Consider the following 26,276-nt stretch of genomic DNA (forward strand, 5'->3'; position numbering starts at 1 on the left):
GGCGTGTCCTGGACACTCGACGGGGGCTCGAGCGACTCAGCCCCGCACCCACGCGTACGTGATCTCGGGGCGCCCCTGTCCGCCGTAGCGGGGCTCGCGGCGCACGCGGCCGACGTCGGCGAGGTGCTCGAGGTAGCGCCGGGCGGTGACGCGCGACATGCCCTCGCTCTCGCCGACCTCGGTCGACGACACGGCTCCGGATGCCGTGCGCACCCGTTCAGCCACGGCCTGCAGCGTCTCATCGCTCAGGCCTTTCGGCATGAGGGGCGGCGCCACGGTGCGCAGCGACCCGAGCAGCGCGTCGACCTCGGACTGCGTGGCCTCTCCGGCTGCGCGGTCGAGGCCCTCGACGTACGCGCGGTACGCCTCGAGCCGCTCGCGGAAGGCGGCGAACGCGAACGGCTTGATCAGGTACTGCACGACGCCGATCGAGACCGCGGCGCGCACGGTCGCGGCGTCGCGGACCGCCGTGACGGCGATGATGTCGACGCGCGAGCCCGCGGCGCGCACGCGCCGGGCGACGTCGAGACCCGAGCCGTCGGGCATGGTCATGTCGAGCAGCACGAGGTCGATGCGGCGCTGCGCGTCCGACAGGGCGGTGAGCGCGGCCCGGGCGCCGGCGGCCTGCCCGACCACTTCGAAGCCCGGCACCCGCGCGACGTAGGCGGTGTGCAGTTCGAGGGCGAGCGCGTCGTCGTCGACGACCAGCACCCGGATCACGACGGCACCCCCGCCAGGAACACGCGCACGGTCGTGGGGTCGGTGCCCAGCTGCAGGGTGCCTCCGTGCGCCGCGACGATGTCGCGCACGAGGGCCAGGCCCACGCCGCGCCCGCCGACGGCATGGGCGGGTTTGGTCGACGCCCCGAAGGCGAAGGGGTCGTCCAGCGCGGGGTCGAACCCGGCTCCGCTGTCGCTCACCTCGAGCACGACGTCGCCGCCGCCCTCGCGCACCACCACGCGCACCCACCGCGGCTCGGCGCCCGAGCTCGCGGCATCCAGGGCGTTGTCGACGAGGTTCCCCACGATCGTGACCGCCTCGGCCGGGGCCAGGGGCAGTGCGGGCGTCGGTTCGGCGACGTCGAGGTCGAGGCGCACGTCCCGCTCGGCGGCCTCGTCGAGCTTGCCGAGCAGCAACGCGACGACCACGGCGCCCTCGTCGTCGGACACCAGGCGGTCGGCGAGCTCTTGCCGTTCCCCCGTGGATGCCACGATCAACCGCCGCGCGTCGTCGATCCGCCCGAGCTCGAGGAGCGCCAGCAGCGCGTGCAGCCGGTTGCCGTGCTCGTGCGTCTGCGAGCGCAGGGTGTCGCTGAGGGTGCGCACGCCCTCGAGTTCGCCGAGCAGCGCCTGCAGCTCCGAGCGATCGCGCAGGGTCATGACGTGTCCGCGTTCGGGGGCGCGGCGGCCGGCGAGGTCGCGGGCCTCCTCCTGGTTGACCAGGAGCACGCGGTCCCCGTTGACGATGGTCTCCTCGACCATGCGCCGCCCGGTGACGATGGCGTCGGCCAGGGCGGCGTCCATGTCGACGTCGCGGGGGTCGAGTGAGACCTGCCCGCTCGTCGCCGGTGGCAGGGCGAGCAGGTCGGCGGCTTCGTCGTTGTACAGCACGATGCGTCCGTCGCGATCTGTGACCACGAGCCCCTCGCGCAGCGAGTGCAGCACGGTCTCGTAGCTCTCGACGAGGCGCGACAGCTCGCCCGGGGTGTACGACCCCGTCACGCGGCGCGCACTGCGGCGGATGTAGAGGGCGCCCAGCACGCCGAAGCCGACGATGGCGGCGGCGGCGGCGACGATCACCGGCACGCGGGCGGCGAGGTCCTGCTGCACGGCGCCGAGCGTCACGCCCACGGCCACGAGTCCGACGATGGTGCCGTTTTCGTCGCCGCCGTCGCGGATCGGGACGATCGTGCGCACCGAGGGGCCGAGCGTCCCCTCGTACACCTCGGTGAACGACTCGCCCGCGAGTGCCTCGGCCCGCGAGCCCTGGTACTGCTGCCCGATCTCGGAGCGGTTGCGGTGGGTGAGCCGGATGCCGTCGGGGGTCATGATCGTCACGAACGACAGTGAGGCGTCGTCGAGGATGTACTCGACCATGGGCTGCAGCGCGTCGGAGTCGCTGCGTTCGACGAGGTCGGCGACGTCAGGTTCGTGCGCGAACGTCTCGGCGACCGAGCGCGTGACCTGCTCGGCCTCGCGCTGGCCGGAGTCGCTCAGCTGCATCGAGAGCAGGGCGGCGAGGACTCCCGCGACGAGCACGACGACGCCGAGCGCCACGAGCGCCAGGCGCCCACCCACGCTCAGTCGCATCACCGCACCTTTCGTCGCGCTTGCCGTGAACAATACGACCACAAATCGCTCCCGCGTCCCGCGTCGATCAAAGTCATGACATCGACCGGCACCCCCGCCGGACTCAACGAAGGCGTTCAGAAAAGGGGAAGTCGCCCATGGCACTCTCACTCCGCACCACCCGAGACGGTCGGCCTCGCAAGAAGATCGACCGCAACCACTGGCTCTACATCTCGGTCATCATCGCCGTCGTCGCCGGTGTCGTCGTCGGTCTCGTCGCTCCGGCGTTCGCCACCACGCTCGAGCCGGTCGGCAAGGGCTTCGTCAGCCTCATCAAGATGATGATCGCCCCGGTCATCTTCTGCACGATCGTCGTGGGCATCGGCTCGATCGCCAAGGCCTCCACGGTCGGCAAGATCGGCGGCCTGGCGATGGTCTACTTCCTCGTGATGTCGTCGTTCGCGCTCATCATCGGCCTCGTCGTCGGCAACATCATCCACCCCGGCGAGGGCCTCAACATCTCGGGCTCGACGTACGAGGCGGCCGCCGAAGCGACCACGACCCAGGACTTCATCCTCGGGATCATTCCGACCACGTTCTTCTCGGCGTTCACCGGCGGCAGCATCCTGCAGGTGCTGTTCATCGCCCTTCTCGTCGGCTTCGCCCTGCAGGGCATGGGCGAGCGCGGCGCGCGCATGGTCGAGGGCATCCGCAACTTCCAGGTGCTCGTCTTCCGCATCCTCGGCATGATCCTCTGGCTCGCCCCGATCGGTGCCTTCGGTGCTATCGCCGCGGTCGTCGGCAAGACCGGCTTCCAGGCCGTGATCAGCCTCGGTGTCCTGATGGGCGCGTTCTACCTCACGTGCTTCCTCTTCATCACCCTCGTGCTCGGAACGCTCCTCTACGTCGTGACCCGCACCAACATCTTCACGCTGATGAAGTACCTCGGCCGCGAGTACCTGCTCATCGTCGGCACCTCCTCGTCCGAGGCGGCTCTTCCCCGCCTCATCGCCAAGATGGAGCACCTCGGTGTCTCGAAGCCCGTCGTCGGCATCACCGTCCCGACCGGCTACTCGTTCAACCTCGACGGCACCGCGATCTACCTCACGATGGCGTCGCTGTTCATCGCCTCGGCCATGGGTTCGCCCATGTCGATCGGCGAGCAGATCGGCCTCATGATCTTCATGATCATCGCCTCGAAGGGGGCGGCCGGTGTCACCGGTGCCGGCCTCGCCACCCTCGCCGGCGGCCTCTCGGCCTACCGCCCCGACCTGGTCGACGGCGTCGGCGTGATCGTCGGCATCGACCGGTTCATGTCGGAGGCCCGTGCGGTCACCAACTTCACCGGCAACGCCGTGGCCACGATGCTGATCGGCGTCTGGACCAAGCAGTACGACGGTCAGCGTGTGCGCGAGGTCCTCTCCGGCAACATCCCGTTCGACGAGACCCTGCTCACCGGTCACGACCACTCGGCCACCCCGGCGGCGGATGCCAAGGAGCTCGCCTCGGCAGAGGTCGGTGCCGGCCCCGCCGTCAAGGTCGACACGCAGTCGCTCGACGCGTTCCGCGCCCAGGCGGCGGCGGAGGCGGCGGCGCGGGGTCGTTCGTGAGCCTGACGCACGACACCTCGGCGGGGGCGGCTTCGGTCGCCCCCGCCCCGGCGCGTGTCGACCTCGCGCGCACGTGGATGCTGCGCTCGCCGCTCGCCGGCGGCCTCGAGACGTCGGCCGATGTGCTGGTGCTCGACCTCGAAGACGGCCTCCCGGCCGGGCGTAAGGCCGAGGGTCGGGACCGCGCCCGCGCCGCGGCCTCCGACGCCCCGGTGTGGTTGCGCATCAGCGCCGCCGGAACCCGCGACGGCCAGGCCGACCTCGCTCTCGGTCGCGAGCTCGATGACCGCCTCGCCGGCGTCGTGCTGGCGATGTGCGCCGGGCCCGCCGACGTCGCCCATGTGGCGGCATCCCTCCCCGCCGGTGTCCCCATCGTCGCCATGGTCGAATCGGCTGCGGCCCTGTTGGCCGCCCCCGCGATCGCCGCGCACCCGGCCACCCGCCGTCTCGCGTTCGGCACCGGGGACTTCCGCCGCGACACCGGCATGGGGGTCGACCGCATCGCCCTGTCGTGGCCGCGGGCGCAGCTGGTCGTCGCCTCCGCCGCGGCCGGTATCGCCGGACCGATCGACGGCCCGTGCGGTCCGGTGGATCAGGCTCAGGATGCCGCCGCGCACGCCGTCGCGATGGGATTCACCGGCACGCTCGCGCTCCACGATGCCGCCGTCGACGGCGCGCACGCCGCGTTCACGCCGTCGCCGGCCGAGGTCGACGCCGCTCTCGCGCTGCTGTCGGCGACGCCCGACGGTCCGGTCGACGGCTCCTACGCCCCGACCCTGGCGCGTGCCCGCGCCCTGGTGGAGCGCGCCGAGGCGCTGGCCTCGCTCTGACCGCAGCCCTGAGCCTGTCGCGGGGCCGGCCCGCATTCAGGTCCCGGTGAGGTCGACGAGGTCGGGATCCGCCTGTCGCCGGGTCTCCGTCTCAGCGCCCCGGGCCCCCAGCCGGTCGGCAGCTCAGCGGCCCCGCCCGAACCAACGCCGACGCCGCGCCGGTGCCACAGCGACCGCCGCCTCCCGCGCCCGCCGCCGCTCGCCCCATGCCCGTACCTCGGCCTCGACGTCGACCGTCGGCGTCACCACCGGCGGCCCGCCCTGCAGCTGACGTCTGGCTTCGACGACCCGGCGGTTGAAGTCCTCCACGGCCTCCCGCACCTCGGGCTCGCGCGTGAGCGCGTCCAGCCTCTGCGCCATCTCGGCGTGCTCGACGCGCAGGGTCAGCGCGGGCGGTCCGAGGCCGGTGAGCTGCTCGGTCTCGATCTTGCGGCGGATCCACCAGTCGGGGTCGTGAGCGGCGCCGAGGTCGGGCAGGGGCTTGCCCGCGCCGGGGAGGTCGTCGAACTCGCCGCGACGGATCGCCTGCTGGATCGCCGTCTCGACGAAGGCAACGCGTTCGGCGGCCGTCGACCCCCGCGCCGGACGCTCGTCCGACGCGGGTTCGAGCAGGCCGTCGTCGCGGAGCGCGCGATCGAGGCGATACCGTTCGGCTGCCTGGCGGGGGTCGTCGCTCACGCGGCTTCCCGCCCCTCACGCTCCAGGCGCCGCAGCCGCTCGCGCGCCATGTCCTGGGCCCGCGGGCCGGAGCCCAGGGCCCGCTCGGTGACGCGCAGGATCACGCGCGTGAGCGTCAGGACGGGAAGAGGCCAGCGCCGCACGCCGAGCATCTTCCGGTAGCGGCGGGGGATCGTCGCCACCGCCGCCGCGAACAGCACGCGGTACGACAACCCCATGACGCCGGGGAACGGCGGTCGGCGCAGGAACGAGACCACGTCCGCGACCCGTTCGTCTCCGCGCAGCTCGCCACGCTCCCAGAACCCGTCGATCTCGGCGCGCAGGGCCGCGCGCGTGAGGGGCGGGTCGACGACCCGCATGAGGCGCCCGGCGGTCGCCCAGTCGGCGACATAGGCATCGGGTCCGCCGGGGATGGGTTTCTTCGAGGCCTCGTGCCCGGCGAGGAACGCATCGGTGAAGGCCAGGTGCACCCACCGCACGAGGTCCTGCGCCTCGGCCGTGTACCGGCGTTCCTCCCCGTCGCCCGCCTGGTACTCGCCCTTCACCCGTTGGTGGAAGCGTCCGACGCGGGCGGTCTCGGCATCCGCCTGCGTGCGCGAGCCGTAGGTCAACGTGATGACCCAGCGCACCGTACCGGTGAGGCGTCCGATCGGATCCTCGCGGTAGCGCGACCAGTCGTGCACGCCCGCCAGCGCCCCCGGGTGCAGCGCCTGCAGCAGCAGGGCACGGATGCCGGCGACCAGCGTGCCCATTCCGGCGTGCACGGTCCACGCGGGACCGTTCTCGACGAAGTAGCCGGCGTCGTCGCCCTCGGCGATCGCGCGCACGTAGGGGGCCATGCCGGTCGGGTCGCCCGCGAGGGCGACGAGGATCTTCCCGCGTAGCGACTGGATCCAGTCGGGAGCGGGGGAGTGGGGAGCGTCGGTCACCCTTCCAGCGTGCCACCGTCTGAGCGGGTGGGCTCCGTGGAGAGAGGGTCAGTGACCTTCGTGGGTGATGACGGGCACGGTGCCGTCGTCGCGTAGCAGCACGGCGTTCTGCGTGGCGCCGAGGGCGGGGGTGACGACGACGGCGATGACGGCGGCGGCGACCAGCAGGCCGATCACGCTCATGGGTTTGGCGGTGCGCTCGGGTGCGGCGGCCCGGCGTTGCCGGCGTAGGTGCACGGCCGTGGTCGCGCCGACGACCACCAGCAGAAAGGATGCCGCGGCGACGGCCACGATGCTGGTGCGCGCGGGAGCGGCGAACATCAGGGCGAAGACGGTGAACAGAGAGACCAGGCTGCCCGCGAGGGCGGCCCGGGGGGTGACGAGGCGCCCGGCGGAGAGAACCGCGGCGCCCCAGACGAGGGCGGCGAGTCCGAGGACCACCGCCCCGACTCCGAGGCCGCGCGCGGCGACCCCGGAGCCGGTGGTGATGATGGCGCCCGCACCGAGGGCGGCGGTGATGAGCCCGGCCCCCCATGCAGACACGGAGGGCCACGACCGTACGAACGTCGCGGCGGTCATCGTCAGACCGCTGCGGTGCGGGGGACGTTGCGCTCGGTGCCCAGGCCGACACCCAGCAGCACGACGGCGCTGGCGAGGTGCAGGAAGTGGTCGGGCACGTTCAGGGCCAGGATGTTCGCCGAGGTACCGACCAGGAAGAAGCCGACGATGCCGAGCAGCAGGTAGACGGCGCCGACGGTCGTGTTGACGCCCTTGGCGGCGCGTGCGTTGGCCAGACCCGCGACGAGCAGCGCGCCACCGATCAGAAGGTGGGCGATGTTGTGCAGCGGGTTGACCTCGAAGATGCCCAGCAGCAGGCCACCCTGCGTGGCGATGAATCCGACACCGCCGGTGACGGCGAAGCCGAGCAGACCCACGAGCAGGTAGACAGCGCCGAAGACGGTGGCCACGAGACGGTTGGGTGATGAGCTCATGATGAACCTCCCAGAGAGTTGGCAGCGACCGTCCGGCCGCGTCACATCATCTTCGGAGGCAATGCATGGATTGGATTGGCCTTTGCGTCAGTGCAGGCGATCCGGTAGAACCCGGGGGTGTGGGGCGACTCCCGAAAACGACAGAAGGCCCCCGAGTACTCTCCGAGGCCCTCCGTTATATAGCCGACCATAGGTGAGAGGCGAACGCCGACTCGGGGCATTGCGTTTCACCCGGTGTTCACGTAACCCGCGGTTCTGCCACACTGCGGTCATGCGTTTCGAGACGACCCTGTCGCAGATCGGCAACAACACCGGTATCGAGGTGCCGCCCGAGGTCGTCGAGGCCCTCGGCGGCGGCAGACGCGCCGCCGTCGTCGTCGATGTGAACGGGTACGTCTATCCCAGTACGCTCGCCGTCATGGGCGGGCGGCAGCTCATCCCGTTCTCGGCCGACAAACGCGCAGCGACGGGGTTGTCGGGCGGCGATCCGATCGTCGTCGAGCTGCGACTCGACACCGCTCCGCGCACCGTCGAGGTACCCGACGATCTCGCCGCGGCTCTCGACGCGGCGGGCGCGCGCGCCGCGTTCGACGCTCTCGCTCCCAGCGCGCGAAAGGCCCACGTCGCGAACGTCGAGGGAGCCAAAACGGCCGACACCCGCGCGCGGCGCATCACCTCCCTCGCGACGAAGCTCGGTTGACCTCGACGGACCGCGTGGGGGACGCGCGACCGATAGCCTGGACCGGGAGGTCACGTGGGGCGCACGAAGGAAGCCATCGCCGAAGGGCTGTCGATCGCGACGGCCGCGGCCCGGCTTTCGCTGCGCAATCGCATCCTGGTCGAGACGATCGCCCGAGGCGGTCACTTCGACGGTGACGTCTTCGCGGAGTTCGCCCGTAAGACGCTGAGCTCTCTCGCCGACGAGCAGGACCAGGCCGCCGAGCGCGTGACGCATCAGCGAAAGCGTGCGTGGGGCCGATTCTCCGACTCCTCGGGAACCCACGACTACCGCGACCGTGACACCCGCAACCTGCGGCGTCGCGCCAAGCAGTCGCACGGCGTCGCCAAAGAGCTGCGTGCCCTCGCCGACGATCCCGAGCGCGTGCGCCAGCTCGTCGCCGCGGCGCGCATCGCGGCCTGGGGTGACGTCGAGGCCAATCTCAGTCAGCGTCTCGACGTCGAGGGGATGACGGCCGACGCCGACCCCGAATACGCGACGATGCGGCGTGCCCGCATGGATGCCCTGCGCATGGTCGACCTCGCCCGCCTCGCGTCGCAGGCGAAGCGCCGGGCGAAAGACAAGGCCGAGGCGGCCGAGGCGGCCTCCGAGGCCGCGCCGACGACCGGCGGCGGCAAGAGCGGCAAGAAGAAGAAGTCGGCCGCGCTCTGACGCGACTCCGGAGCGCGGCGAGGGCGGCGTCCGGATGCCGACGCCGTGCGCAGCCGCGGTCGACGGCTACACGGAAGGCGGATGCCATGGCGAAGCGACGGTTCGGACGCACGGCTCGGGTCGCCCGGCCGGGGTACGCGATGGTGTCGGTGAGCGCGCGCGACGCGAACGGGTTCGTGCACCACTACGACGACATCGAGGCATCGCTCGATTCCCTGCGCGAGGCCATCGCGATCCTGCAGCGCACATCAGCGCGGGACGATGCCGCGCCCGGCGACGAGGCCGACCCGCTCTCCTGAGAAGCGATCTCGCTCGAAGAACGCGCTTTCTCGAGTCGATAAGCTTCGCCCGTGAAACCGCTGGGACATCCGCGTCGCCCCTCTCGATTCCTGACCATCCTCGCGACGCTGGCGTTCACGGCGAGCGCCCTCATGCTGAGCGGCGTGGCCACGGCCGCGTCGGCGGTCGATACGCCGTCGGCATCCGAGGTTGCCGCGTGCCGTGCGCCGGCGGGGGACAGCCCGCTTCGGGAGGGATTCCCCCTGCCGGCGAACGCGCTTCCCCCCTCGGGTTCCCCGGTGGTCGCGACGCTGTACGTCGACTTCGACGATGCGCCCGGAGACCCTCGGGAGATCCCCGGGATCGAGGAGACCCTCGACGTCTCGGTGAAGGCGCTCGACGATGCTTCGCGCGGCGCGCTGACCCTTCAGAGACGGTCGCATCCCGAGTGGACGCGGTTGGCCGGATCGTCTGCCGAGTGGGAAGAGGGTCAGCAGGATCTCGCGAGTGCCGTCGCCGCCACCGACGACGTCGTCGACTTCTCGACCGTCGACGTGGTCTGGGTGGTCTGGACGACGAAGACCCCGCGTGACGCCTTCCGCTCTCACGCGGGCAACGACTACGGGGTGGTGGCTGACGGACGCACTCTGACGCACGGGGCGCTGCTGCGGCAGGTCGATCTCAACGGGGGCGGCCATTGGGTGCCCACGCACGAGATGGGTCACGTCCTCGGTCTGCCCGACCTGTACGACACGTCGAATGACGGGGCGCCGTCGACGCGATGGACCGGACCGTGGGACCTGATGGGCTCGACGATCGGTCCGGGGCATGCGTACTTCGCCTGGCACCGATGGATGCTCGGCTGGGCGAGCGACGCACAGGTCGCCTGCGTGCTGCCCGGTGAGACGCGCACCGTGTCTCTGTCGCCGGTGCAGTCCGACGGCCCGACCCTGCTCGCCGCGGTGCGTCTCGACGCCTCGCGCGTGCTGACCGTCGAGTCCCGGCGCGCCGAGAAGTGGGACGTCGGCATTCCCCACGAGGGCGTCCTCGTGTCCACCGTCGACGTGTCTCGCACGACGGGCGACGGCCCGATCCAGGTCGAGTTCGCCGATGGCCGGCATCCCGACGTCCGGAATGAGGCGACGCTGCTGGACGCCCCGCTGCGCCTCGGCGAGACGTACACGGATGCCGCGACGGGCGTCTCGATCCACGTGGACAGCACGGGCGCCGACGTCGATGTCGTACGGGTGGACGCGTCGTCGATCACTCCGCGGCCCGTGACCGCCACGAAGACGATCGCCACGTACCGGACCACGAACGACGGTGACGAGGTCATCCCGCTCGATGACCTCGTCACCCGCGGCACGGGAGTGGATGCCGTCGCCTTCGGCACGTTCGACCTGAGGGACGACGGCGCGTTCCTGCGGAATGGAGAGCCCTTCTTCGCCGACACCGACCCGGACGCACGGGCCGAGCTCGCCGAGCTCCGTGCCGCCGGGATTCCCGTCGTCGTGACCCTCGGCGGCGAATCCGCGTCGATCTGGTCGGTGCTGAGCCGGGACTTCGACCGCTACTACGGAAACCTCCGCGGGTATCTGCAGATGAACTCGTTCGACGCCGTCGAGCTCGACATCCGCACGGACCTCGACACGGGCATGATCGTGCGACTGGTCGACGCTCTGCGCCGTGACCTCGGCCCGCTGTCCACCGTGTCGCTCGTCGGTGACGAGGCGGCGTTCGCGGGAGCAAGCGACTCGGCTCCCGACTATCCCGCCGTCGCGGCGGCGCGCGGCGACGACGTGGCGTGGTTCGCCCTTCGCCTCGCCTGCGACGCCGTGGTGACCGGCGACGGCTACCGCCGGTTGGTCGCCCAACTGGGGATGCCACCCGAGAAGGTCGTCCTGTCGGCCAGCACCTCGCCCGCTCTCTGCCCCGCGGGAAGCGCGTTCACCTCGCCCGACGAGCTCGCTCGATCGCTCCAGGACATCGTCGCTGCCGAGCCGCGGTTCGGCGGAGTCCGGGGGGACGAATACGCCGGGGCCCTTCCGGGCGGTGCATCGGCACCGTGGCAGTGGTTCGCGACGATGACCGCCGCGATGAACGACCCCGCGCCGCAGCCGACGGTGTCTCCGCAGCCGACGGCGTCGCCGGATCCGACGGCGTCGCCGGAGCCGAGCGTCTCGCCGGAGCCGAGCGTCTCGCCGGAGCCGAGCGTCTCGCCGGAGCCGACGGCCTCCGCTGACCCGACCGCGTCGGCCGCCCCCGGCCGTCCGAGCGGGCTCGCCCAGAGCGGCGCCGTGGTGTGGCTCGGGCTTGTTCCCGTCGCGGGGGCGATCATCGCCGCCGGCGTTCTGCTGTCCCCGCGGAGGCGCCGGACGACGATCTGAGGCCGGTCCTGCTCTCTCCGCGAGGCAGGGAGAGCAGCACCGCATCGCGGCGGCGGATCGTCTCCGCCCGAAAACGAGACAAGGCCCGGTCGGAATTTCTTCCGGACCGGACCTCTACTGTCTCAACACAGTGTGCGCCCGAAGGGACTCGAACCCCTAACCTTCTGATCCGTAGTCAGATGCTCTATCCATTGAGCTACGGGCGCAGGGCCTCCGCGCGAAACGGCGCGCAGGCCGTGGTCAAGCATAGCCGCGACCCCGGGGCACGTCTAATCGGCCCCGAACGGCGTGCATCCCGGGCGTGGCGCACAGGTGACCACACGGTGTCGGACGGGACACGTACGCTGGCGACATGAGCGCCTACGTCTCCGCGTTCGAGCTGTTCTCCATCGGGATCGGACCCTCGAGCTCCCACACCGTCGGCCCCATGCGCGCGGCCGTCGATTTCGCCGCCCGGCTGCGCGCTCACGGCATCCTCGAGCGGGTGGCATCCGTCTCGTGCGCGCTCTACGGATCGCTCGGTGCGACCGGCATCGGCCATGGCACCCCCGACGCCGTCGTGGCGGGCCTGCAGGGCCTCGAGCCCGAGACCGTGGATCCGGATGCCGTCCGCCGCGCGTGGTCGGACTGGCCCGACGGGCGTTCCCTCCGCCTCGCCGGCGAGCATGAGATCCCGTTCGCGAAGAGCGATGTCGCCCTCGTGCCCCGGACGCGCCTTCCCGGGCATCCCAACGCCCTCACCCTCGTCGCGCGCGACGCCGACGGGGTCGTCCTCGTCGAGGAGACGTTCTACTCGATCGGCGGGGGCTTCATCCGCCGCGAGGGCGAACCGTCGGCTGTCGCGGCCGCGCCCATGCCGCTCGCCTTCGACGACGCGGCCACCCTGATCGAGCTGTGCGACGAGCGCGGCATCACCATCGCCGAAGCCGCGCGCCTCAACGAAGCGGCCCTGCGCTCCGACGACGAGATCGCCGCGGGCCTCGACCGCATCTGGGACGCCATGGCCACCTGCGTCGACGCCGGCCTGCGCAACGACGGGGTGCTCCCCGGCATCCTGAAGGTCAAGCGCCGAGCCGCCGTCATCCGAGGACAGCTGGATGCCATCGAGGCCGAGGGTCATCGAGAGTTGCCGGGGGAGTGGCTCGGGGCGTTCGCGCTTGCCGTGAACGAAGAGAACGCGGCCGGTGGTCGAGTCGTGACGGCGCCCACGAACGGCGCGGCTGGAATCCTTCCGGCGGTGGCGATGTACTGGTGGCGTTTCCTCGCCGACTCGGGACTGGGGGCGGGCAACGCCGTGACCCCCTACGGCGAGCTGGTGGGCAGCGCTCTTCTCGGGTACGACGGCCACGCTGTCACCCGCGGCGAGGTCGCCGCGTGGGACGACGGTGACGTGGCCGAGGCGAACCGTCGCCGTGGCATTCGACGCTTCCTGCTCACCGCGACGGCGCTCGGCTCGCTCTTCAAAGCCAACGCGTCGATCTCGGGCGCCGAGGGCGGGTGCCAGGCCGAAGTCGGCTCCGCGTGCGCGATGGCCGCGGGTGGTCTCACCGCCGTCATGGGTGGGACGAACCGGCAGATCGAGAACGCGGCCGAGATCGCGATGGAGCACCATCTGGGCCTGACGTGCGATCCGGTGGGTGGGCTCGTGCAGATCCCCTGCATCGAGCGCAACGCCATCGCCGCGTCGACGGCGGTCACCGCGGCGCGGCTCGCGCTGCGCGGCGACGGCTCGCACTACGTCTCGCTCGACGCGGTGGTCGAGACCATGCGCCAGACCGGCATCGACATGTCGACGAAGTACAAAGAGACCAGCGAGGGCGGCCTGGCGGTCAACGTCATCGAGTGCTGACGCACGCGGCTCGGCTGGTCGCCGCGCGCCCGCGGACCGGCCAGGAGGCCGTCGTCAGGCGGGGGCGCGCAGTTTCGCGGTGAGCGCCTGCAGCTGGGCGAGCTCGTCGTTGTCGAGGCGCGCCATGCGCGCGGCGATCGAGCGGCCGTGGGCGGCGGCGATGCCCCGGAACGTGACGGCGCCGGCTTCGGTGGCGGTCACGAGCGAGCCTCGACCGTCTTCGGGGTCGGCGCACTTGGTGAGCAGGCCTCGCGTGACCATGCGCTCGACCAGGCGTGACACGCTCGGCTGGCTGATGAGCATGTTGCCCGTGACGTCGCGCAGGCGTGCCGTCATGCGCGGTGACCGCGTGACGGTGAGGAGCACGTCGTACTCGGCCTGCGTCAGCTCGGTGCTGTCGAAGTCGGACCGGATGTCTTCGAACACCTCGTGCTGTGCGCGGAAGAGGCTCTCCCATGCCTGCACGGCGAGACGTCGATCGGTCATGCATTCAGCGTAGAGGGAGGACGCCTCGGGAGGACGCGCTCTCGGGCCCCTCCTGTGGACAAAGAGTAAGGGCCGGTCGGAGAGGCTTCCGACCGGCCCTTGTCCCTGCACCAAGAGTGTCCTGCAATCACATGTCGGTAGCTGCCACAGCAAAACAACTACCGTGCGAGCACTCTATAACGACGAGATAACGGAAGGGAAGAGTTCGCCGTTATCTTTTCGTGATCGCATCGCGCGCCGGTGTCCGATGACAGTGATCCTGTCGTCCGTGCCATTGATTCTGTGGGCGGGTCTCGCGATAGGCAGCGATTGGCTTTCGGTCTTCAGGTCATGGACATGGTCCTTGCGCCCGCCTAAGACCGGCACAGGACCGGGGACGGTTCACCGTTCCCAGCGCTCTGTGTGGTGTCACGCTGCTAAGGAGGATCAACCCGTGGTTGGTAGTCGGCTTCATCGTGTCGTCCGTACCGTCGAGTGACAAGCGATGGATGGAGGCTTCTGTGGCGATCGAGGTTCGTTCCTTGAGTAAGAGATACGGCAGCAAGTCGGCGGTGAATGATGCGTCGTTCGAGGTACAGGGCGGGCGAGTAACCGGGTTTCTCGGGCCGAACGGCGCGGGAAAGTCCACGACGATGCGGCTGATGGTCGGGTTGGACCGGCCCTCGTCGGGTGAGGCGTTGATCGACGGACAGCGGTACGCCGGCTTGCGGTTGCCGCTTCGTCAGGTCGGCGCACTGCTGGATGCGAAGTCAGCGCATCGCTCCCGCACGGCTGTCAATCATCTGCGCGCGGTCGCCGCCACCCACGGGATCGGGCGGGCGAGGGTAGACGAGGTGATCGACCTGGCCGGGCTCACGTCGGTCGCCCGCAAACGGGTGGGCAGCTTCTCGCTGGGGATGTCGCAGCGGGTCGGGATCGCTGTCGCGTTGCTCGGCGATCCGGGCACGCTGATTCTGGATGAGCCGGTGAACGGTCTTGATCCAGACGGGGTGACCTGGATGCGGGAACTGCTGCGCGGTCTCGCGGCCGAGGGGCGAACAGTTTTCTTGTCATCGCATCTCCTGACCGAGCTGGCGCTGGTCGCCTCGCATGTGATCGTGATCGGGCGGGGTCGCATCCTCGCCGATACCCCGGTCGACGCGCTGACGCACGGTACGTCGGTGCGAGTGCGCACGGACGGACTGAACGCACTGAAACTGATTCTGACGCGCGCGGGCGGAACGTTCGTCGTCCGCGGCGACGACACAATGGATGTCGGCGGTCTCGAGGCGGAGGATATTGCCCGTATCGCGGCCGAGCACGACATTGTGCTCTTTGAGGTGACGCCGGTGGGGCGCACACTCGAGGAAGCGTACAGAGAACTCACTCGCGGCGCGGTGGAGTACGAAGCGACGGGCGCGAGCAGCCGTGACGACGACATCTCCTGACCTGGCGGTCGGGCGGGTCAGCTTCGGCAGGGTGCTACGCAGCGAGTGGATCAAGTTCGTCACGCTGCGCTCGAACCTCCCGGTGTTCGGTGCAGTCGTCGTCGGTCTGGCCGTGATGGGCGTACTGCCGGCTCTCGCCGCCCGTGCTGACTCGGGGTTGTCTGCCGGGGTCGCTGCCCAGGATGTGTTGGGGAGCATGTCGTGGGTGCAATTGTTGGTGGCGGTACCCGCCGTGGTGTTCTTCGCGTCGGAATACTCGTCCGGTTCGGCTCGAGTGACGTTCCTGGCCGTGCCGACCCGCATCCCTGTTCTGCTCGGCAAGCAGCTCGCCATCGCTGTGCCCGCCGGGCTGGCAGGTATCGCGGGGGCCGCGATCGCGTTCGGGGAAACGCGCTGCTGCTGGATGTGCCTCCAGATGTATGGGCCGCGGTGCGGGCAGTGGCAGGTGCAGGCCTTTACCTTGCGGCGATCGCGGCGCTGTCGGTCGCGGTGGCCGCGATCGTCCGCAATCTTGTCGGCGCGCTGCTGACCGTGGCGGTGCTGCTGACGGTGGCCCCGCTGATGGTGACCCTGATCCCGATCGAATGGGTTCAGCGCACCGCAGCCTGGCTGCCGACCCCGGCGGGACAGCTCGTGTTCCTCCCCGACAACCCCGACGCCTCCTTGTCCTGGTGGGGCGGATATCTCGTGCTGCTGGCGTGGGCAGCCGCCGCAACCCTCATCGCGGGCGGCTTGTTGCGCGCCCGCGACGTGTGACGAAAGGAAACCTCCATGTCTGTCATCAGCGTCGCCGCCCCGTCTCTGGGACACGGTCGACCCGCGCTCGTGGGGGCGGTGGCCTCCGAGACGGTGAAACTGACCACCCTGCGCTCGAACTGGATTCTTGCCGCCGTGGCGTTCGTCATGGTCGTCGGTTCCGGGGTACTGCAAGGGCTGGCGTTGGTATCGCGGTTGACCGACCCGCGGTTCGCCGGGCAGCTCATCGAGGCGCGCCCGATGCAGTTCGTAGACAGTGTGCTGTGGGCCCAAGTGCTCATTGCCGTCATCGCTGTGCTCGCGGTCACCGGCGAGTATGGGTCGGGACAGATCAAAGTCTCACTGCTGGCCGCCCCGACCCGGCTGCCGGTGCTAGCCGCCAAGACGATCGCGGCCGCGGTTCTCGGGTTCGGGGTCGGCACGGTCGGCGCGGGACTGGCGTTGAGCATCCCGCTTACGTTCCTGCCCGCCGCGGGGATCGACTATCCGATCGATCTGCCAACGGGGGTGGTCCTGGCATTCGGGTCGGGTGCGTATCTCGCCGCGATCGCCGCGTTGGCGACCGCGATCGGGATACTGCTGCGCAACGTGGTCGCAGGGCTCGCCGTCACCCTCCCGCTGGTCACGATCCTGCCCTCCGTCGTCGCCTCCATCCCCGTCCAGGTGATCCGCGACGCGGCCGCGTACTTCCCGACCACCGCGGGCCGGATGCTTATCTCGGATCTGGAGACAACCGCGCCGCTGCAGCCCTGGCAGGGCTACCTCGTGCTGCTGGGCTGGGTCGCTGTGCTGTGGGTGGCAGCCGCCGTCATGCTCCGCGCGCGAGACGCCTAAAGCAAACGAACAGGAGAACACTGTGTCACCATCCATCCTTGATTTCCTCGGCCCAGCGATCGCGCTGCCGCACCCGCGCGGCGCTGAGCAGCACGGACGCCTGGGACGCTGCGCACCGCGGATACGCTCCCTTCCTGATCGGGGGTGGTCTCCTGCTGACGGTGTCCGGTGTGGCCGCGCTCGTCATGGCTCTCGCGGACGCCGCAGGGCTGGTCGGACCCGTGATGACGGGCGGGATCGTCGCGCTCTTGGCGGCGCTGATCGTCGGAGGGGTCTTCGCGCAGAGGGCGCTGCGCAGTCATCTCACGCAGACTGGATAGACACCACGTGTCGAGCATCGTGATCGACACGCCAACGGGCGAGAGGAGGCCGGACATGACCGAGAGCTCGAGTGTGCGTCTCGCCGACTTGCAGCGTCCGCTGTGGCCGCCGTTGGTGTGGTTGCAACGGCATCCGGTCATGGTCGATGTCGTCGTGGTGCTCATCGCGTGCGTCCCGCATCTGATCGCGATGATCTACCGGGCGGGCGATGCCACATGGTGGGGATACCCGCTGCTGGCGATCACAGCCGCAGCGTTGCTGATGCGTCGTCGGTGGCCGCTCACGGTGCTTTTCGTCGTCGCGATCTCCTGCGCTGCGAGTCCGCTCGCACAGCCGGGATTCGGGTACCCGATGATCCCGTTCGCTTTCGCCCTGTACACCGTCGCCTCCCTTCAGCCCCCGACCCGCGCCTTGATCGGTTACGGCGTAGGTGCCGGCGCGACAGCACTCGCGACGATCCCGTACTCACTGAGCGGCACGACCCCGCCGCTCGTCGCGATTCTCGACCCGTTCGCCCTCATCGCCCTGGTCATCGGACTTATCGTGCGGGGCCGCCGTGAGCGCCGCGTCGCGCTCGACCAGCTCGTGAACGAGCGCATCGAGAACGCCGCCGCTCTAGAACGCGCGCGGATCGCTGCCGAGATGCACGACGTGGTGGGGCACTCCATCTCAGTCATGGTTGCCCTCGCCAACGGTGCCGACGCTGGCTGGGAGGCCCATCCCGCGCGGGCGCGCGCCGCGGTCGCGAAGATCAGCATCGTCGGCCAGGACGCCCTCACCGACATCCACCGTGTCCTGAACATCCTCCGGGGCGCCGACGCCGAACTGGACGACAGCCTGCACGAGTCTGGCCTGAACATGCCCACCTTGGAAGAACTCGCCACAACGTACCGAGATGCCGACCTGCCCGTGCAGCTGACCGAACAGGGGCGCCCGCTGCCCGAGGACCCGGGGCTGCGGATGGCGGTCTACCGCATCGTGCAGGAAGCCCTCACGAATACCCTCCGCCACGCGACCGGCGCGAGCATAGCCACAGTGACCGTCACCGTGGCCGACGACGAGGTCACCGTCGAGGTGATCGACGATGGAATGCCCACTCATTCTGAGTCGAAGGTCGGGCACGGACTGACGGGCATCAGCGAGCGGGCGCGCAGCCACGGCGGACACAGCACAACAGGCCCGCTGCCCGGCCGCGGCTGGCGCACACGTGCCACCCTCAGCATCGGAGGTTCGGATGTCTGAATCGTCGGACATCACCGTGCTCGTCGTGGACGACCAACCGCTCGCCCGGGAGGGCAATTCGCTCGTGCTCGACTCCGCGCCCGGAATCCGTGTCATCGGTGAAGCCGCCGACGGCAACGAGGCCATGCAGCGTGCGGCCGAGCTCAAACCTGACATCGTTCTGATGGACGTGCGGATGCCGGGCATGGACGGCATTCAGGCCACGCGCGGCATCCTCGACCGCGGGTTGCGTAGCCGCGTGATCGTGCTGACCACCTTCGATCTGGACGAGTACGCTTTCGGTGCTCTCCGTGCTGGAGCCAGCGCCTTCCTCGTCAAGACCGCCACACACCAAGCACTCGTCGACGCTGTGCGCGTCGTCGCCCGCGGAGACGCTATCGTGACCCCGCGCATCACCCGGCAACTCATCGACGCTTACACGGGTCGCGATCAGCCCGCCTCGGCCGGTGAGGCTCTGTCGGCCCTTTCTCCCCGAGAGCGTGACGTGTTCGACGCGATCGCGCTTGGGCTCTCCAACGGCGAGATCAGCGCGATGCTGCACCTGTCACCTACGACGGTCAAGACGCACATCAACCGCATCTTCGCCAAGCTCGACCTCCGTGACCGCGTACAGGCCATCATCCTTGCCCACCAACTCGGACTTCCTATCGGGGGCGCTGCGATGTGAGCAGCTTCACGGTCTCGCAACTGGCGCTCGACCGGATGTATGGAGCCGTGGGAGGTTGTGCCATCTCGCGGAAGCACTGAACAAGCGTCGCGTAGGAAAGCGGGACGACCCCACTTGCCGGGATCCTGAGGATCCCAACCACAGAATCACTGGCGAAAACTACAGTATGACTGTCATCGGACAGTGAGGCGCACGAGGTACCCGCGTGATCACCATTGACGAGATTCCGTCGTTCGACCGGAGCTTCTTTAGGCTGCTTGACGTGTCTTCGTCCGTTGCCGATCGTCGCGTGATGCTCGTCATCGGGTGGACGCGCATCCTGGTTGCCGTCGCCGTCGTGGGAGTCCTCCTCCTCACCTTCGCGGGACGCGTCGCCGTCGGAGACGACAATCCCTTCGACTACTTCGGCTACTTCACGAACCAGACCAGCCTGCTCACGAGCGGCGTGCTCATCGCGACGGGGGCTCTCATGGTTTCCGGCCGTCCCGCGCCGCGCTGGCTGACGAGCGCACGAGCCGTCGCCGTGGCGTGCCTCATCGTGGTCGCCGCGGTGTACAACGTGCTCGTGCCGGGGACGGGATCGGCGCCCGCCTGGGTGAGCGCGATCCTGCACGTGTTCTTCCCTCTCTTCGTCCTGGTCGACTGGCTGATCGTCGGAGACCGTCGCCCTCTGTCGTGGGGGAGGTTGTGGATCGTCCTCCCCTACCCGCTTGCCTGGCTGACTGTCGTCCTCATCCGCGGAGCCACGGACGGCTGGGTGCCGTATGGGTTCCTGCTGCCGGAGCGGGGCGTCGGGTCTCTCGCCGGGCATTCGATCGGGATCCTCCTCGCGCTCGTCGTGGCCGGCGCCGTTGCGTGGGCGGGCTCGCGCGTACCCGGCGTCGTCCTGCGCGCCGTACCGACCCGTGACTAGCGGACGGGCGGGCGACGGCTCACGCGTCCGCTGTCACTCCGTCCGGGGTGCGCGGTGGCGCGACGCCGAGGGCTCGGCATCCGGAATCGCGCCGGACCGAGGACTCCGATTGCACTCGTCGGATCGCCGAGATGCGCACGGCATCGTCGAGACCGGATGCCGGGAGGCCGGGGTCAGCGTCCGCGCACGTGGTTCCACTGCGTGATGACCTCGGAGCCGTGCTCGAAGCCGAGTTCGCTGACCGCGGAGGTGCCGAGCACGAAGTAGCGACCGCCGGCGGCGGTGAGCCCGAGCCAGACGCCGGCCAGCGCACGCAGGAAGTGCGAGTGCGAGAAGAGCAGAACCTGTTCGCCGGCGCGCACGCGGGGGCGGAGCTCGTCGAGAAGCGACGCCGCGCGTGCGGTCACCTGCTCGATGCTCTCGCCGGGGGTCGCGCCGGCCGGCGCCCCCGACTGCCAAATGGTCCAGGGGCGGCCGAGCTGCTCGATGATCTCGGGCGTGGTGAGGCCCTCGTAAGCGCCGTAATCCCACTCGACCAGGCGGGGCTCGTGCTGCGCCCGCGGGAAGCCCGCCCGCCGCGCGGTTTCGACGGCGCGCTCGAGGGGGCTCGTGAGCACGAGGTCGTACCGGCGGGTCGCCAGCAGGGTGCCCGCGAGCTCGGCCTTGTATGCGCCGGTCTCGGTGAGCGGGATGTCGGTGAGCCCGGTGTGGCGACCGGTGCGGCTCCACTCGGTCTCGCCGTGGCGCACCAGAACGAGGCGTCCGTCGGGTTCGGTCAGGTCGTCGTCCTTCACGGAACCATCCTCGCGCGTGCGGAGTGGTCGCGGGAACGCCGCGACCCGGGAAAGGACGAAGGGCCGGTCGAGAAAACCCGACCGGCCCTTTCCTGCACCAGAGTGTCCTGCAATCACATGTCGGTAGCTGCCACAGCAAAACAACTACCGTGTGAGCACTCTATAACGGTGGGGTAACGGAGCGGAAGAGTCGGCCGTGATGATTCTGTTATTCATAGTTTTCCCAGGTTCGGTGTCCGATTGCCAGAACTTTGTCAGTGCTGCCAAGAACTTTGTCCATAGCGCCAAAACCTTGTCCCCGTTGCCAAAAGTTTGTCAGTAGACCGGCGCGCCGCCCCGGACCGGCGGATCAGAGTTCTACGTTCCGGAGTGAGCACCACACCGAGGTGGCATTGTCAGGCTCGCTGTCCTCGATCGAGAGGCTACGCGTTGGATCTGACACCGGTAGTGCCCGCCGAACTGTCCGAGGGCGTGAGGAACGAACTGGTGACAGGTTGGGTTTAGGCCGCGAGCGTCAGCGGCTCGGTTAGCTTGGCCTCGAACTCGATGGGCGTCAAGCCGCCGAGGGTGTCCTGGGCTCGCTGTCGGTGGTACTTTCGCTCGATCCAGACGACGATCGCGAGGCGCAGCTCCTGCCTGGTGGCCCACCGTTGCTGGTTGAGGACGTTCGTTTGCAGCAGTGACCAGAAGCTCTCCATAGCCGCGTTGTCGCCGGCTGCGCCGACGCGGCCCATCGATCCGACCATGTCGTGGCGCCGCAGCTCGCGGGCCATCGCCCTGCTTCGAAACTGGCTCCCCCTATCGGCGTGCAGGATGCACCCGGCGACCTCACCGCGGCGCGCGATGGCGTTTCGGACGGCGTTGACGGCGAGCTTCGCGGTCATCCGATCCGAGATCGAGTAGCCGACGATGCGGTTGGAGAACACGTCCTTGATCGCGCAGCAGTAGAGCTTGCCTTCGCTCGTCCAGTGCTCCGTGATGTCCGTGAGCCAGAGCCGGTTCGGGGCGTCAGCGCGGAACACGCGTTGCACGTGGTCGTCGAACACGGGCGGGCCGGCCTTCTTGCCCTTCCCGCGGCGCCGGCGTTGCGCGGACGACAGGATTCCGGATTGCGAGCACAGCTTCCACGCCGTCCGCCGGCTCATCCGCCACCCGGCTCGACGCGCCTCGTCGGCGAGGTATCGGTATCCGAACGTTGGGTCCTCGTGGTGCGCATCGTGCAGCGCGTTGATCCGATACGCCCGAAGCACGTCCGCATCGCGGATCGGGTCGTTTCGCCACCGGTAGTAGGGCTGGCGGGCGAGCTTGAGAACCCGGCACGACACCGTCACGGGGATCCCCGCGTCGGCGAGCTCAGCAACGAGCGGGTACGTCATTTTGGGGAGCCACCGAGGCGCAGATTCGCCTGCGACAGATACGCCGCGGCCTTCCGGAGCACCTCGTTCTCCTGCTCGAGCAACCGGATCCGCTTCTTCAACTCCCGCGCCTCAGAAGCGTCGGCGGCGGTCTGACCGGGACGGTTTCCCTCCTCGACATCGGCCTGGCGGAGCCAGTTCTGCAGCGTTGCTTCGCTGATACCGAAATCGGTGGCGATCTGTTTGATGGTGACGCCGCTCTCACGGCGACGAGCGACCGCGACAACGTCCTCGCGGAACTCTCTGGGATAGGGACCGGGCATGATGACATCCTTCCCGTCAGCGCCTCCCGGCACTAACGATCAGTTGTCACCGATTCGTTCCTCACGCCCTATCGGTCAGATCGCAAACGTGCCCCATACGGAGATCGACGCACTATTCCATGGGCCGAACTGGACGCCCCGAACGGTGTTCCTCGATGATGTAGCGGACCTTGTGGCCAAGGATGCGTGGGTCACGGAGTGGCAGTACGCTGCGGCGCGCCCGCTGCTCGCAGCACACGCCGACCTACTGGTCTGGCTCGATCTGCCGTTCTGGACCACGACTTTCCCGCGGGTGTTACGTCGTACCGTGCGTCGGCGCCTTCGTCGCGAGGAGATCTGGAACGGCAACATCGAGCCACCGTTCCGCCGGATTCTGACCGACCCGGAGTACATCGTTCGGTGGGCGGTATCGACGCGGCACAAGTATCGCGATCGGGTTCCACAACTCGAAGCCGACTTGCCACGCTTGTCGGTGGTGCGTTTGAGGTCCAACCGAGACGTCGAGCGATGGATGCGCGGACCTCTCGCGCAAGCCGTCGAGCTGAACTCACCTGACTGACGCGGCGATCCGGAACGCGAGTTGTCAGTGGCTCGATCGGAAAGTGGTGTCGAGGAGCTGGAGGCGGCTTGCCATTCGGAAGGCATCGGGCCGTATAGATGCGTCCGCGAGGAAGCCGAACAGATCGACCGTCGACGAGAAGCGCACTGGAATGTCGGCGTCTACGAGCACGTCGATGACATTGATGAAGCGCTGCTGAGCCTCGGCGTCGACTGCCCCGAATGAAGGAATGTCGGTGATGGCCCACCGGGAGAAGGATCGCGCCCAGTCCAGATACTCGACCGTCGAGGTCGCTGTCGCGCACAGCTGGTCGAACGTGGCGACTAACTCGCCGTCATCGACTGACGTCACCGTGAATGCTCGTCCCTTGACGACAGTGAGGGCCTGCTGTTTAAGTGCGTCGGAACTGGCGGGTGCCACCGTCCAGGTGCCGGCAGCGAAGCCGTGGTTGTGCTCTTCATTGATGCTGCGATAGTCGACGGGGCCGGCGAGGTTCCACACGTCCATGTGCGTCTTGATGAGCGCGATGCCGGGCTCGAAGATGTGGTGCCAGATCGGATTCGGGAGCAGGTCGTCCGGGGCATAGTTGGAGGTCGCGAGAACAGTCAAGCCACGTTGGAAGACATGATCGAGCAGGCGGGTGAGGAGGCGGGCATCTCCGGAATCGTGGACGTGGAGCTCGTCGAAAAAGAGCAGACGGCTGTTCTGAGTAACGTCGTCGATCGCGCGCTCGACTGCATCGCGTTCGTTTCGGTGATCGTGGATGCTGCGGTGTATTTCGTCGAAGAATCCATGGAAATGCAGGCGCGTCTTCCTGGGCAGTGGGAGTTCCGCGTAGAAGGCGTCAGCGAGCCAGGACTTGCCCCGCCCTGCGTCGCCGTGGATGTAGAGGCTGCGCGGGGAGGATCGACGCAATGGGCTCCGGTCGAGGTCTGCCCCGAGAGTCGCTAGCCGCTCGAGTAGCTCACGCTGCGGAGCGTCGAGAATGAAGCCGTCGTGGGCTGCCGCTTTCTCGACGCCAAGAATGAGCCTGTCCTTCGATTGCACTCTTTGAGAGTGCCACACGACCACCTGGCGTCGGCTACTGACACGTTCGGTGGCAGCGGCGCCCATTCGAGTATGCAACTGTTCTGCGAAATCCTGCGGGAGATCAAGCGCCAGCAGCGACAAAGTGCGTGGCATCGGACATTCGGGATGCCGGGTCGGCCGCCGCGTACCCCGCTCCGGAGCCTGCGAGGATGGCCGCGTGCCCCACGACATCCGCCTCATCGCCGTCGACATGGACGGCACCCTTCTCGACGCGTCCGGGAACGTGCCCGAGACCCTCTGGGGTCTGCTCCCCAGGCTCGAAGAACGTGACGTGACGTTCGTGCCCGCGTCGGGACGCCAACTCGCCACCCTGCGCGCCACCTTCGGCGAAGCTGCGGATGCCATGACCTTCATCGCCGAGAACGGCGCCTACGTCGTACGAGCGGGGGTGGAAGTGGCATCCGATGCCCTGGAACCCGCCGTCGTGGCGCGGGCCGTCCAGCGCCTGCGCCACCTCTCCGCCGAGGGATACGATCTCGGCGTCGTGGTGTGCGGCAAGCGCTCCGCCTACATCGAGCGCACCGACGAGGCGTTCCGCTCCCAGGCCGCGATCTACTATGCCGCCCTCGAGATCGTCGACGACGTGCTCGCGATCGACGACGACGTCCTGAAGATCGCCGTGTACGACTTCGCGCTCGCCGAGGACAGCGTCGGACGCGCTCTCGACGAGATCGCCGAGACCCATCGCGTCGTCGTCTCGGGACAGCACTGGGTCGACATCATGAACCCCGGCGTCGACAAGGGCGTCGCCCTGCGCCGTCTGCAGGCGGCCCTCGACGTCACCCCCGCGCAGACCGTCGCGTTCGGCGACTACCTCAACGACCTCGAGATGCTGGATGCCGCCGACTGGTCGTTCGCCATGCACAACGCCCACCCCGACGTCGTCGCCCGCGCGCGCCACCGGGCTCCGTCGAACGTCGACCACGGTGTGATCACGACGATCGAAGACCTGCTCGCCGGCTGATCGACGGGGCTGATCGACTCAGAGCGCGGTCGCGTCCAGCGCGGCGGAGAGATCCGCCACCAGGTCGTCGGCGTCTTCCAGTCCGACCGACAGGCGCAGGTGACCGTAACGCCGGAACTCCTCGGGGTAGGTCGCGGTCCGCGGCCCCTCGGCCGCGGTGTGCACGATCAGGGTGTCCTCGTGTCCGAGCGAGAATCCCGACGTGATCAGGCGCAGGTGCGACACGAAGCGGTTCTGCGCAGCGGGGTCGCCCTCGACGGCGAACGCCATCATGCCGCCGAACTCGCGGCCGCCGAACTGACGCGCGGCCACCTCGTGCTGCGGATGCGACGCCAACCCGGGGTACGCGACGAACGCCACCCGCGGATCGGCCTCGAGCATCTCGGCCACCCGTTGCGCCGACGCGAAATGCTGACGCAGTCGAAGCGGAAGCGTCACCGATCCGCGCTGAATCATCCAGGCGTTGAAGGGTGAGATGACGCCGCCCACGTCGACCATCGCGTCGCCCTTGATCGGGTCGATGAGATCGGCGCGTCCGATCACGGCCCCGCCCATGGCATCGCCGTGTCCGTTGATGTACTTCGTCAACGAGTGCACGACCAGATCGGCGCCATCGGTCAGCGGGCGGTAGAACGGCGGCGGCGTGAAGGTCGAATCGACCATCAGGATCGCCCCGGCCGCGTGCGCGATCTCGGCGAGCATCGCGATGTCGGCGACCTTCGTGGTCGGGTTGGCGATGGCTTCGACGCACACGAGACGTGTCTCGGGGCGCAGGGCGGCGCGGACGGCATCCGGATCCGTCACATCGACGAAAGTCGCGTGGATGCCGTACCGCTCGGGGAGCAGTTCGGTCCACAGTCGCCACGTCGCCTCGTAGACGACGTCGCTGACGACGACGTGATCGCCCACCCTCACGTGGGTGAAGAACACGGCGTGCAGAGCGGCGACGCCCGAGGCGAGGACCACCGCCGTCTCGCCCCCGTCGAGAGCGGCGAGCTTCGCCTCGAGCGCGGCCTGGTTCACCCCGGTGTTGCGGGTGTACAGGCCCGGCTCGTACGCCGACCAGCTGATCTCGCTCGGATCGTCGGGCAGGGCGAACGAGTTCGACATGACCAGCGGCGTCCTCAGCGCCCGAGTGCTGTCGAGCGTCTTCCCGCCGTGGACGGCCAGGCTCGCCTCTCCCAGTGAGTGGTCGTCGGTGCGATCGGGGCGCGTGGTCATCTCGGAGTCCTTCCCGTCCGCGCCGACGAGGGAGCGGCACCGCCTCAGCGTAGTGAGCACGGTCGTGTCGGCGGCATCCATTACTCTGACCTG

28 protein-coding genes and 1 tRNA gene are annotated in these 26,276 nt (G+C 69.1%); 17 read left to right on the forward strand and 12 right to left on the reverse strand.

From position 1 onward, the window contains the following. Positions 1–36: 36 nt before the first annotated feature. Positions 37–720, reverse strand: a complete 684-nt coding sequence (locus BJP65_RS12015) for a response regulator (RefSeq protein ID WP_055839260.1) — start codon at positions 718–720, stop codon at positions 37–39. Next, the gene (locus tag BJP65_RS12020; RefSeq protein ID WP_070409300.1) at positions 717–2,309 is read right to left on the reverse strand and encodes an ATP-binding protein; all 1,593 of its coding nucleotides are present in this window, start codon (positions 2,307–2,309) and stop codon (positions 717–719) included. The genes BJP65_RS12015 and BJP65_RS12020 overlap by 4 nt, the downstream gene beginning before the upstream one ends. A gap of 137 nt (positions 2,310–2,446) precedes the next feature. Between BJP65_RS12020 and BJP65_RS12025 the strand changes: the two genes are divergently transcribed. Further along, positions 2,447–3,898 (forward strand): cation:dicarboxylate symporter family transporter, encoded by a 1,452-nt coding sequence (locus BJP65_RS12025; protein WP_055839253.1) that lies wholly within the window; start codon positions 2,447–2,449, stop codon positions 3,896–3,898. Continuing rightward, on the forward strand, positions 3,895–4,728 hold the full coding sequence (locus BJP65_RS12030) for an aldolase/citrate lyase family protein (RefSeq protein ID WP_083285841.1): 834 nt from the start codon (positions 3,895–3,897) through the stop codon (positions 4,726–4,728). Before BJP65_RS12025 ends, BJP65_RS12030 begins: the two co-directional genes overlap by 4 nt. Positions 4,729–4,851: 123 nt before the next feature. Here BJP65_RS12030 and BJP65_RS12035 read toward each other — a convergent pair whose 3' ends face one another. Genes BJP65_RS12035 through BJP65_RS12050 form a run of 4 tightly spaced genes read right to left on the reverse strand, consistent with a single transcriptional unit; the run spans position 4,852 to position 7,327 of the window. Continuing rightward, entirely contained in the window at positions 4,852–5,406 is a 555-nt protein-coding gene (locus BJP65_RS12035) for a DUF1992 domain-containing protein (RefSeq protein WP_070409301.1), read from the reverse strand. Continuing rightward, the gene (locus BJP65_RS12040) at positions 5,403–6,335 is read right to left on the reverse strand and encodes an oxygenase MpaB family protein (RefSeq protein ID WP_055839245.1); all 933 of its coding nucleotides are present in this window, start codon (positions 6,333–6,335) and stop codon (positions 5,403–5,405) included. The genes BJP65_RS12035 and BJP65_RS12040 overlap by 4 nt, the downstream gene beginning before the upstream one ends. A 48-nt stretch (positions 6,336–6,383) precedes the next feature. Then, on the reverse strand, positions 6,384–6,878 hold the full coding sequence (locus tag BJP65_RS12045) for a hypothetical protein (protein ID WP_156458837.1): 495 nt from the start codon (positions 6,876–6,878) through the stop codon (positions 6,384–6,386). 38 nt (positions 6,879–6,916) lie between these two features. Then, complete coding sequence (locus BJP65_RS12050) at positions 6,917–7,327, reverse strand: DUF4383 domain-containing protein (protein WP_070409302.1); 411 nt, start codon at positions 7,325–7,327, stop codon at positions 6,917–6,919. A gap of 271 nt (positions 7,328–7,598) precedes the next feature. Between BJP65_RS12050 and BJP65_RS12055 the strand changes: the two genes are divergently transcribed. The 4 genes from BJP65_RS12055 to BJP65_RS12070 all read left to right on the forward strand — a co-directional run bounded on the left by BJP65_RS12055 (position 7,599) and on the right by BJP65_RS12070 (position 11,383). Next, entirely contained in the window at positions 7,599–8,027 is a 429-nt protein-coding gene (locus BJP65_RS12055; protein WP_070409303.1) for a YdeI/OmpD-associated family protein, read from the forward strand. A 54-nt stretch (positions 8,028–8,081) separates the two neighbouring features. Further along, positions 8,082–8,717 (forward strand): hypothetical protein, encoded by a 636-nt coding sequence (locus BJP65_RS12060; RefSeq protein WP_055839237.1) that lies wholly within the window; start codon positions 8,082–8,084, stop codon positions 8,715–8,717. Positions 8,718–8,803: 86 nt separating this feature from the next. Further along, complete coding sequence (locus tag BJP65_RS12065) at positions 8,804–9,016, forward strand: hypothetical protein (RefSeq protein ID WP_070409304.1); 213 nt, start codon at positions 8,804–8,806, stop codon at positions 9,014–9,016. A gap of 51 nt (positions 9,017–9,067) precedes the next feature. Further along, positions 9,068–11,383 carry a hypothetical protein gene (locus BJP65_RS12070; RefSeq protein WP_070409305.1) on the forward strand — a complete coding sequence of 772 codons (2,316 nt, stop codon included), beginning with the start codon at positions 9,068–9,070 and terminating at the stop codon, positions 11,381–11,383. Between the two features lie 133 nt (positions 11,384–11,516). On the opposite strand, the gene BJP65_RS12075 is transcribed toward BJP65_RS12070, so the two are convergent. Beyond that, positions 11,517–11,589 (reverse strand) — tRNA-Arg (locus BJP65_RS12075). 146 nt (positions 11,590–11,735) lie between these two features. On the opposite strand from BJP65_RS12075, the gene BJP65_RS12080 reads away from it, so the two are divergent. After that, a complete protein-coding gene (locus BJP65_RS12080) occupies positions 11,736–13,232 on the forward strand; it encodes an L-serine ammonia-lyase, iron-sulfur-dependent, subunit alpha (protein ID WP_070409306.1) in 1,497 nt (498 codons plus the stop codon). 54 nt (positions 13,233–13,286) lie between these two features. Here the strand turns inward: BJP65_RS12080 and BJP65_RS12085 are convergent, their stop codons facing one another. After that, positions 13,287–13,718 (reverse strand): MarR family winged helix-turn-helix transcriptional regulator, encoded by a 432-nt coding sequence (locus BJP65_RS12085; protein WP_070409307.1) that lies wholly within the window; start codon positions 13,716–13,718, stop codon positions 13,287–13,289. Between the two features lie 500 nt (positions 13,719–14,218). Here BJP65_RS12085 and BJP65_RS12090 point away from each other — a divergent pair, with 500 nt between their 5' ends. The 8 genes from BJP65_RS12090 to BJP65_RS12125 all read left to right on the forward strand — a co-directional run bounded on the left by BJP65_RS12090 (position 14,219) and on the right by BJP65_RS12125 (position 19,878). Beyond that, positions 14,219–15,145 carry an ATP-binding cassette domain-containing protein gene (locus BJP65_RS12090; protein WP_258027468.1) on the forward strand — a complete coding sequence of 309 codons (927 nt, stop codon included), beginning with the start codon at positions 14,219–14,221 and terminating at the stop codon, positions 15,143–15,145. Further along, positions 15,126–15,674 (forward strand): hypothetical protein, encoded by a 549-nt coding sequence (locus BJP65_RS12095; protein WP_070409309.1) that lies wholly within the window; start codon positions 15,126–15,128, stop codon positions 15,672–15,674. The genes BJP65_RS12090 and BJP65_RS12095 overlap by 20 nt, the downstream gene beginning before the upstream one ends. Beyond that, positions 15,635–15,901 (forward strand): hypothetical protein, encoded by a 267-nt coding sequence (locus tag BJP65_RS12100; protein ID WP_070409310.1) that lies wholly within the window; start codon positions 15,635–15,637, stop codon positions 15,899–15,901. The genes BJP65_RS12095 and BJP65_RS12100 overlap by 40 nt, the downstream gene beginning before the upstream one ends. A 15-nt stretch (positions 15,902–15,916) precedes the next feature. After that, a complete protein-coding gene (locus BJP65_RS12105) occupies positions 15,917–16,735 on the forward strand; it encodes an ABC transporter permease subunit (RefSeq protein ID WP_070409311.1) in 819 nt (272 codons plus the stop codon). 38 nt (positions 16,736–16,773) lie between these two features. Then, positions 16,774–17,055, forward strand: coding sequence for an SdpI family protein (locus BJP65_RS12110; protein ID WP_070409312.1), 282 nt, complete (start codon positions 16,774–16,776; stop codon positions 17,053–17,055). A gap of 55 nt (positions 17,056–17,110) precedes the next feature. Continuing rightward, positions 17,111–18,298 carry a sensor histidine kinase gene (locus BJP65_RS12115; protein WP_070409313.1) on the forward strand — a complete coding sequence of 396 codons (1,188 nt, stop codon included), beginning with the start codon at positions 17,111–17,113 and terminating at the stop codon, positions 18,296–18,298. Continuing rightward, positions 18,291–18,965 carry a response regulator transcription factor gene (locus BJP65_RS12120; RefSeq protein WP_070409314.1) on the forward strand — a complete coding sequence of 225 codons (675 nt, stop codon included), beginning with the start codon at positions 18,291–18,293 and terminating at the stop codon, positions 18,963–18,965. Before BJP65_RS12115 ends, BJP65_RS12120 begins: the two co-directional genes overlap by 8 nt. 262 nt (positions 18,966–19,227) lie before the next feature. After that, a complete protein-coding gene (locus BJP65_RS12125) occupies positions 19,228–19,878 on the forward strand; it encodes a Pr6Pr family membrane protein (RefSeq protein WP_258027469.1) in 651 nt (216 codons plus the stop codon). Between the two features lie 173 nt (positions 19,879–20,051). On the opposite strand, the gene BJP65_RS12130 is transcribed toward BJP65_RS12125, so the two are convergent. Both BJP65_RS12130 and BJP65_RS12135 read right to left on the reverse strand, forming a co-directional pair. Continuing rightward, positions 20,052–20,672 carry a histidine phosphatase family protein gene (locus BJP65_RS12130; RefSeq protein WP_055839222.1) on the reverse strand — a complete coding sequence of 207 codons (621 nt, stop codon included), beginning with the start codon at positions 20,670–20,672 and terminating at the stop codon, positions 20,052–20,054. A 500-nt stretch (positions 20,673–21,172) separates the two neighbouring features. After that, a protein-coding gene (locus tag BJP65_RS12135) for an IS3 family transposase (protein ID WP_374754258.1) occupies positions 21,173–22,350 on the reverse strand; the annotation gives its coding sequence in 2 pieces (ribosomal slippage) (positions 21,173–22,081 and positions 22,084–22,350; 1,176 coding nt in all). Between BJP65_RS12135 and BJP65_RS16315 the strand changes: the two genes are divergently transcribed. Then, a complete protein-coding gene (locus BJP65_RS16315; protein WP_258027470.1) occupies positions 22,349–22,909 on the forward strand; it encodes an AAA family ATPase in 561 nt (186 codons plus the stop codon). The two genes, BJP65_RS12135 and BJP65_RS16315, sit on opposite strands and share 2 nt — an antisense overlap. A 24-nt stretch (positions 22,910–22,933) precedes the next feature. Here the strand turns inward: BJP65_RS16315 and zapE are convergent, their stop codons facing one another. Next, the gene (zapE, locus tag BJP65_RS12145; protein WP_070409994.1) at positions 22,934–23,956 is read right to left on the reverse strand and encodes a cell division protein ZapE; all 1,023 of its coding nucleotides are present in this window, start codon (positions 23,954–23,956) and stop codon (positions 22,934–22,936) included. A 199-nt stretch (positions 23,957–24,155) separates the two neighbouring features. Here zapE and BJP65_RS12150 point away from each other — a divergent pair, with 199 nt between their 5' ends. Further along, the gene (locus tag BJP65_RS12150; protein ID WP_308447281.1) at positions 24,156–24,962 is read left to right on the forward strand and encodes a Cof-type HAD-IIB family hydrolase; all 807 of its coding nucleotides are present in this window, start codon (positions 24,156–24,158) and stop codon (positions 24,960–24,962) included. Positions 24,963–24,980: 18 nt separating this feature from the next. On the opposite strand, the gene BJP65_RS12155 is transcribed toward BJP65_RS12150, so the two are convergent. Continuing rightward, complete coding sequence (locus tag BJP65_RS12155; RefSeq protein ID WP_070409315.1) at positions 24,981–26,183, reverse strand: PLP-dependent aspartate aminotransferase family protein; 1,203 nt, start codon at positions 26,181–26,183, stop codon at positions 24,981–24,983. Positions 26,184–26,276 lie beyond the last annotated feature (93 nt).

The sequence above is a fragment of the Microbacterium sp. BH-3-3-3 genome, from assembly GCF_001792815.1.
Lineage (GTDB): Bacteria > Actinomycetota > Actinomycetes > Actinomycetales > Microbacteriaceae > Microbacterium.

Coding starts and splice junctions, on each gene's coding strand:
- BJP65_RS12020 (WP_070409300.1), bottom strand. CDS start 2,309: ATGCGACTGAGCGTGGGTGGGCGCCTGGCGCTCGTGGCGCTCGGCGTC.
- BJP65_RS12025 (WP_055839253.1), top strand. CDS start 2,447: ATGGCACTCTCACTCCGCACCACCCGAGACGGTCGGCCTCGCAAGAAG.
- BJP65_RS12050 (WP_070409302.1), bottom strand. CDS start 7,327: ATGAGCTCATCACCCAACCGTCTCGTGGCCACCGTCTTCGGCGCTGTC.
- BJP65_RS12055 (WP_070409303.1), top strand. CDS start 7,599: ATGCGTTTCGAGACGACCCTGTCGCAGATCGGCAACAACACCGGTATC.
- BJP65_RS12065 (WP_070409304.1), top strand. CDS start 8,804: ATGGCGAAGCGACGGTTCGGACGCACGGCTCGGGTCGCCCGGCCGGGG.
- BJP65_RS12080 (WP_070409306.1), top strand. CDS start 11,736: ATGAGCGCCTACGTCTCCGCGTTCGAGCTGTTCTCCATCGGGATCGGA.
- BJP65_RS12085 (WP_070409307.1), bottom strand. CDS start 13,718: ATGACCGATCGACGTCTCGCCGTGCAGGCATGGGAGAGCCTCTTCCGC.
- BJP65_RS12105 (WP_070409311.1), top strand. CDS start 15,917: ATGTCTGTCATCAGCGTCGCCGCCCCGTCTCTGGGACACGGTCGACCC.
- BJP65_RS12115 (WP_070409313.1), top strand. CDS start 17,111: ATGACCGAGAGCTCGAGTGTGCGTCTCGCCGACTTGCAGCGTCCGCTG.
- BJP65_RS12120 (WP_070409314.1), top strand. CDS start 18,291: ATGTCTGAATCGTCGGACATCACCGTGCTCGTCGTGGACGACCAACCG.
- BJP65_RS16315 (WP_258027470.1), top strand. CDS start 22,349: ATGATGACATCCTTCCCGTCAGCGCCTCCCGGCACTAACGATCAGTTG.
- BJP65_RS12155 (WP_070409315.1), bottom strand. CDS start 26,183: ATGACCACGCGCCCCGATCGCACCGACGACCACTCACTGGGAGAGGCG.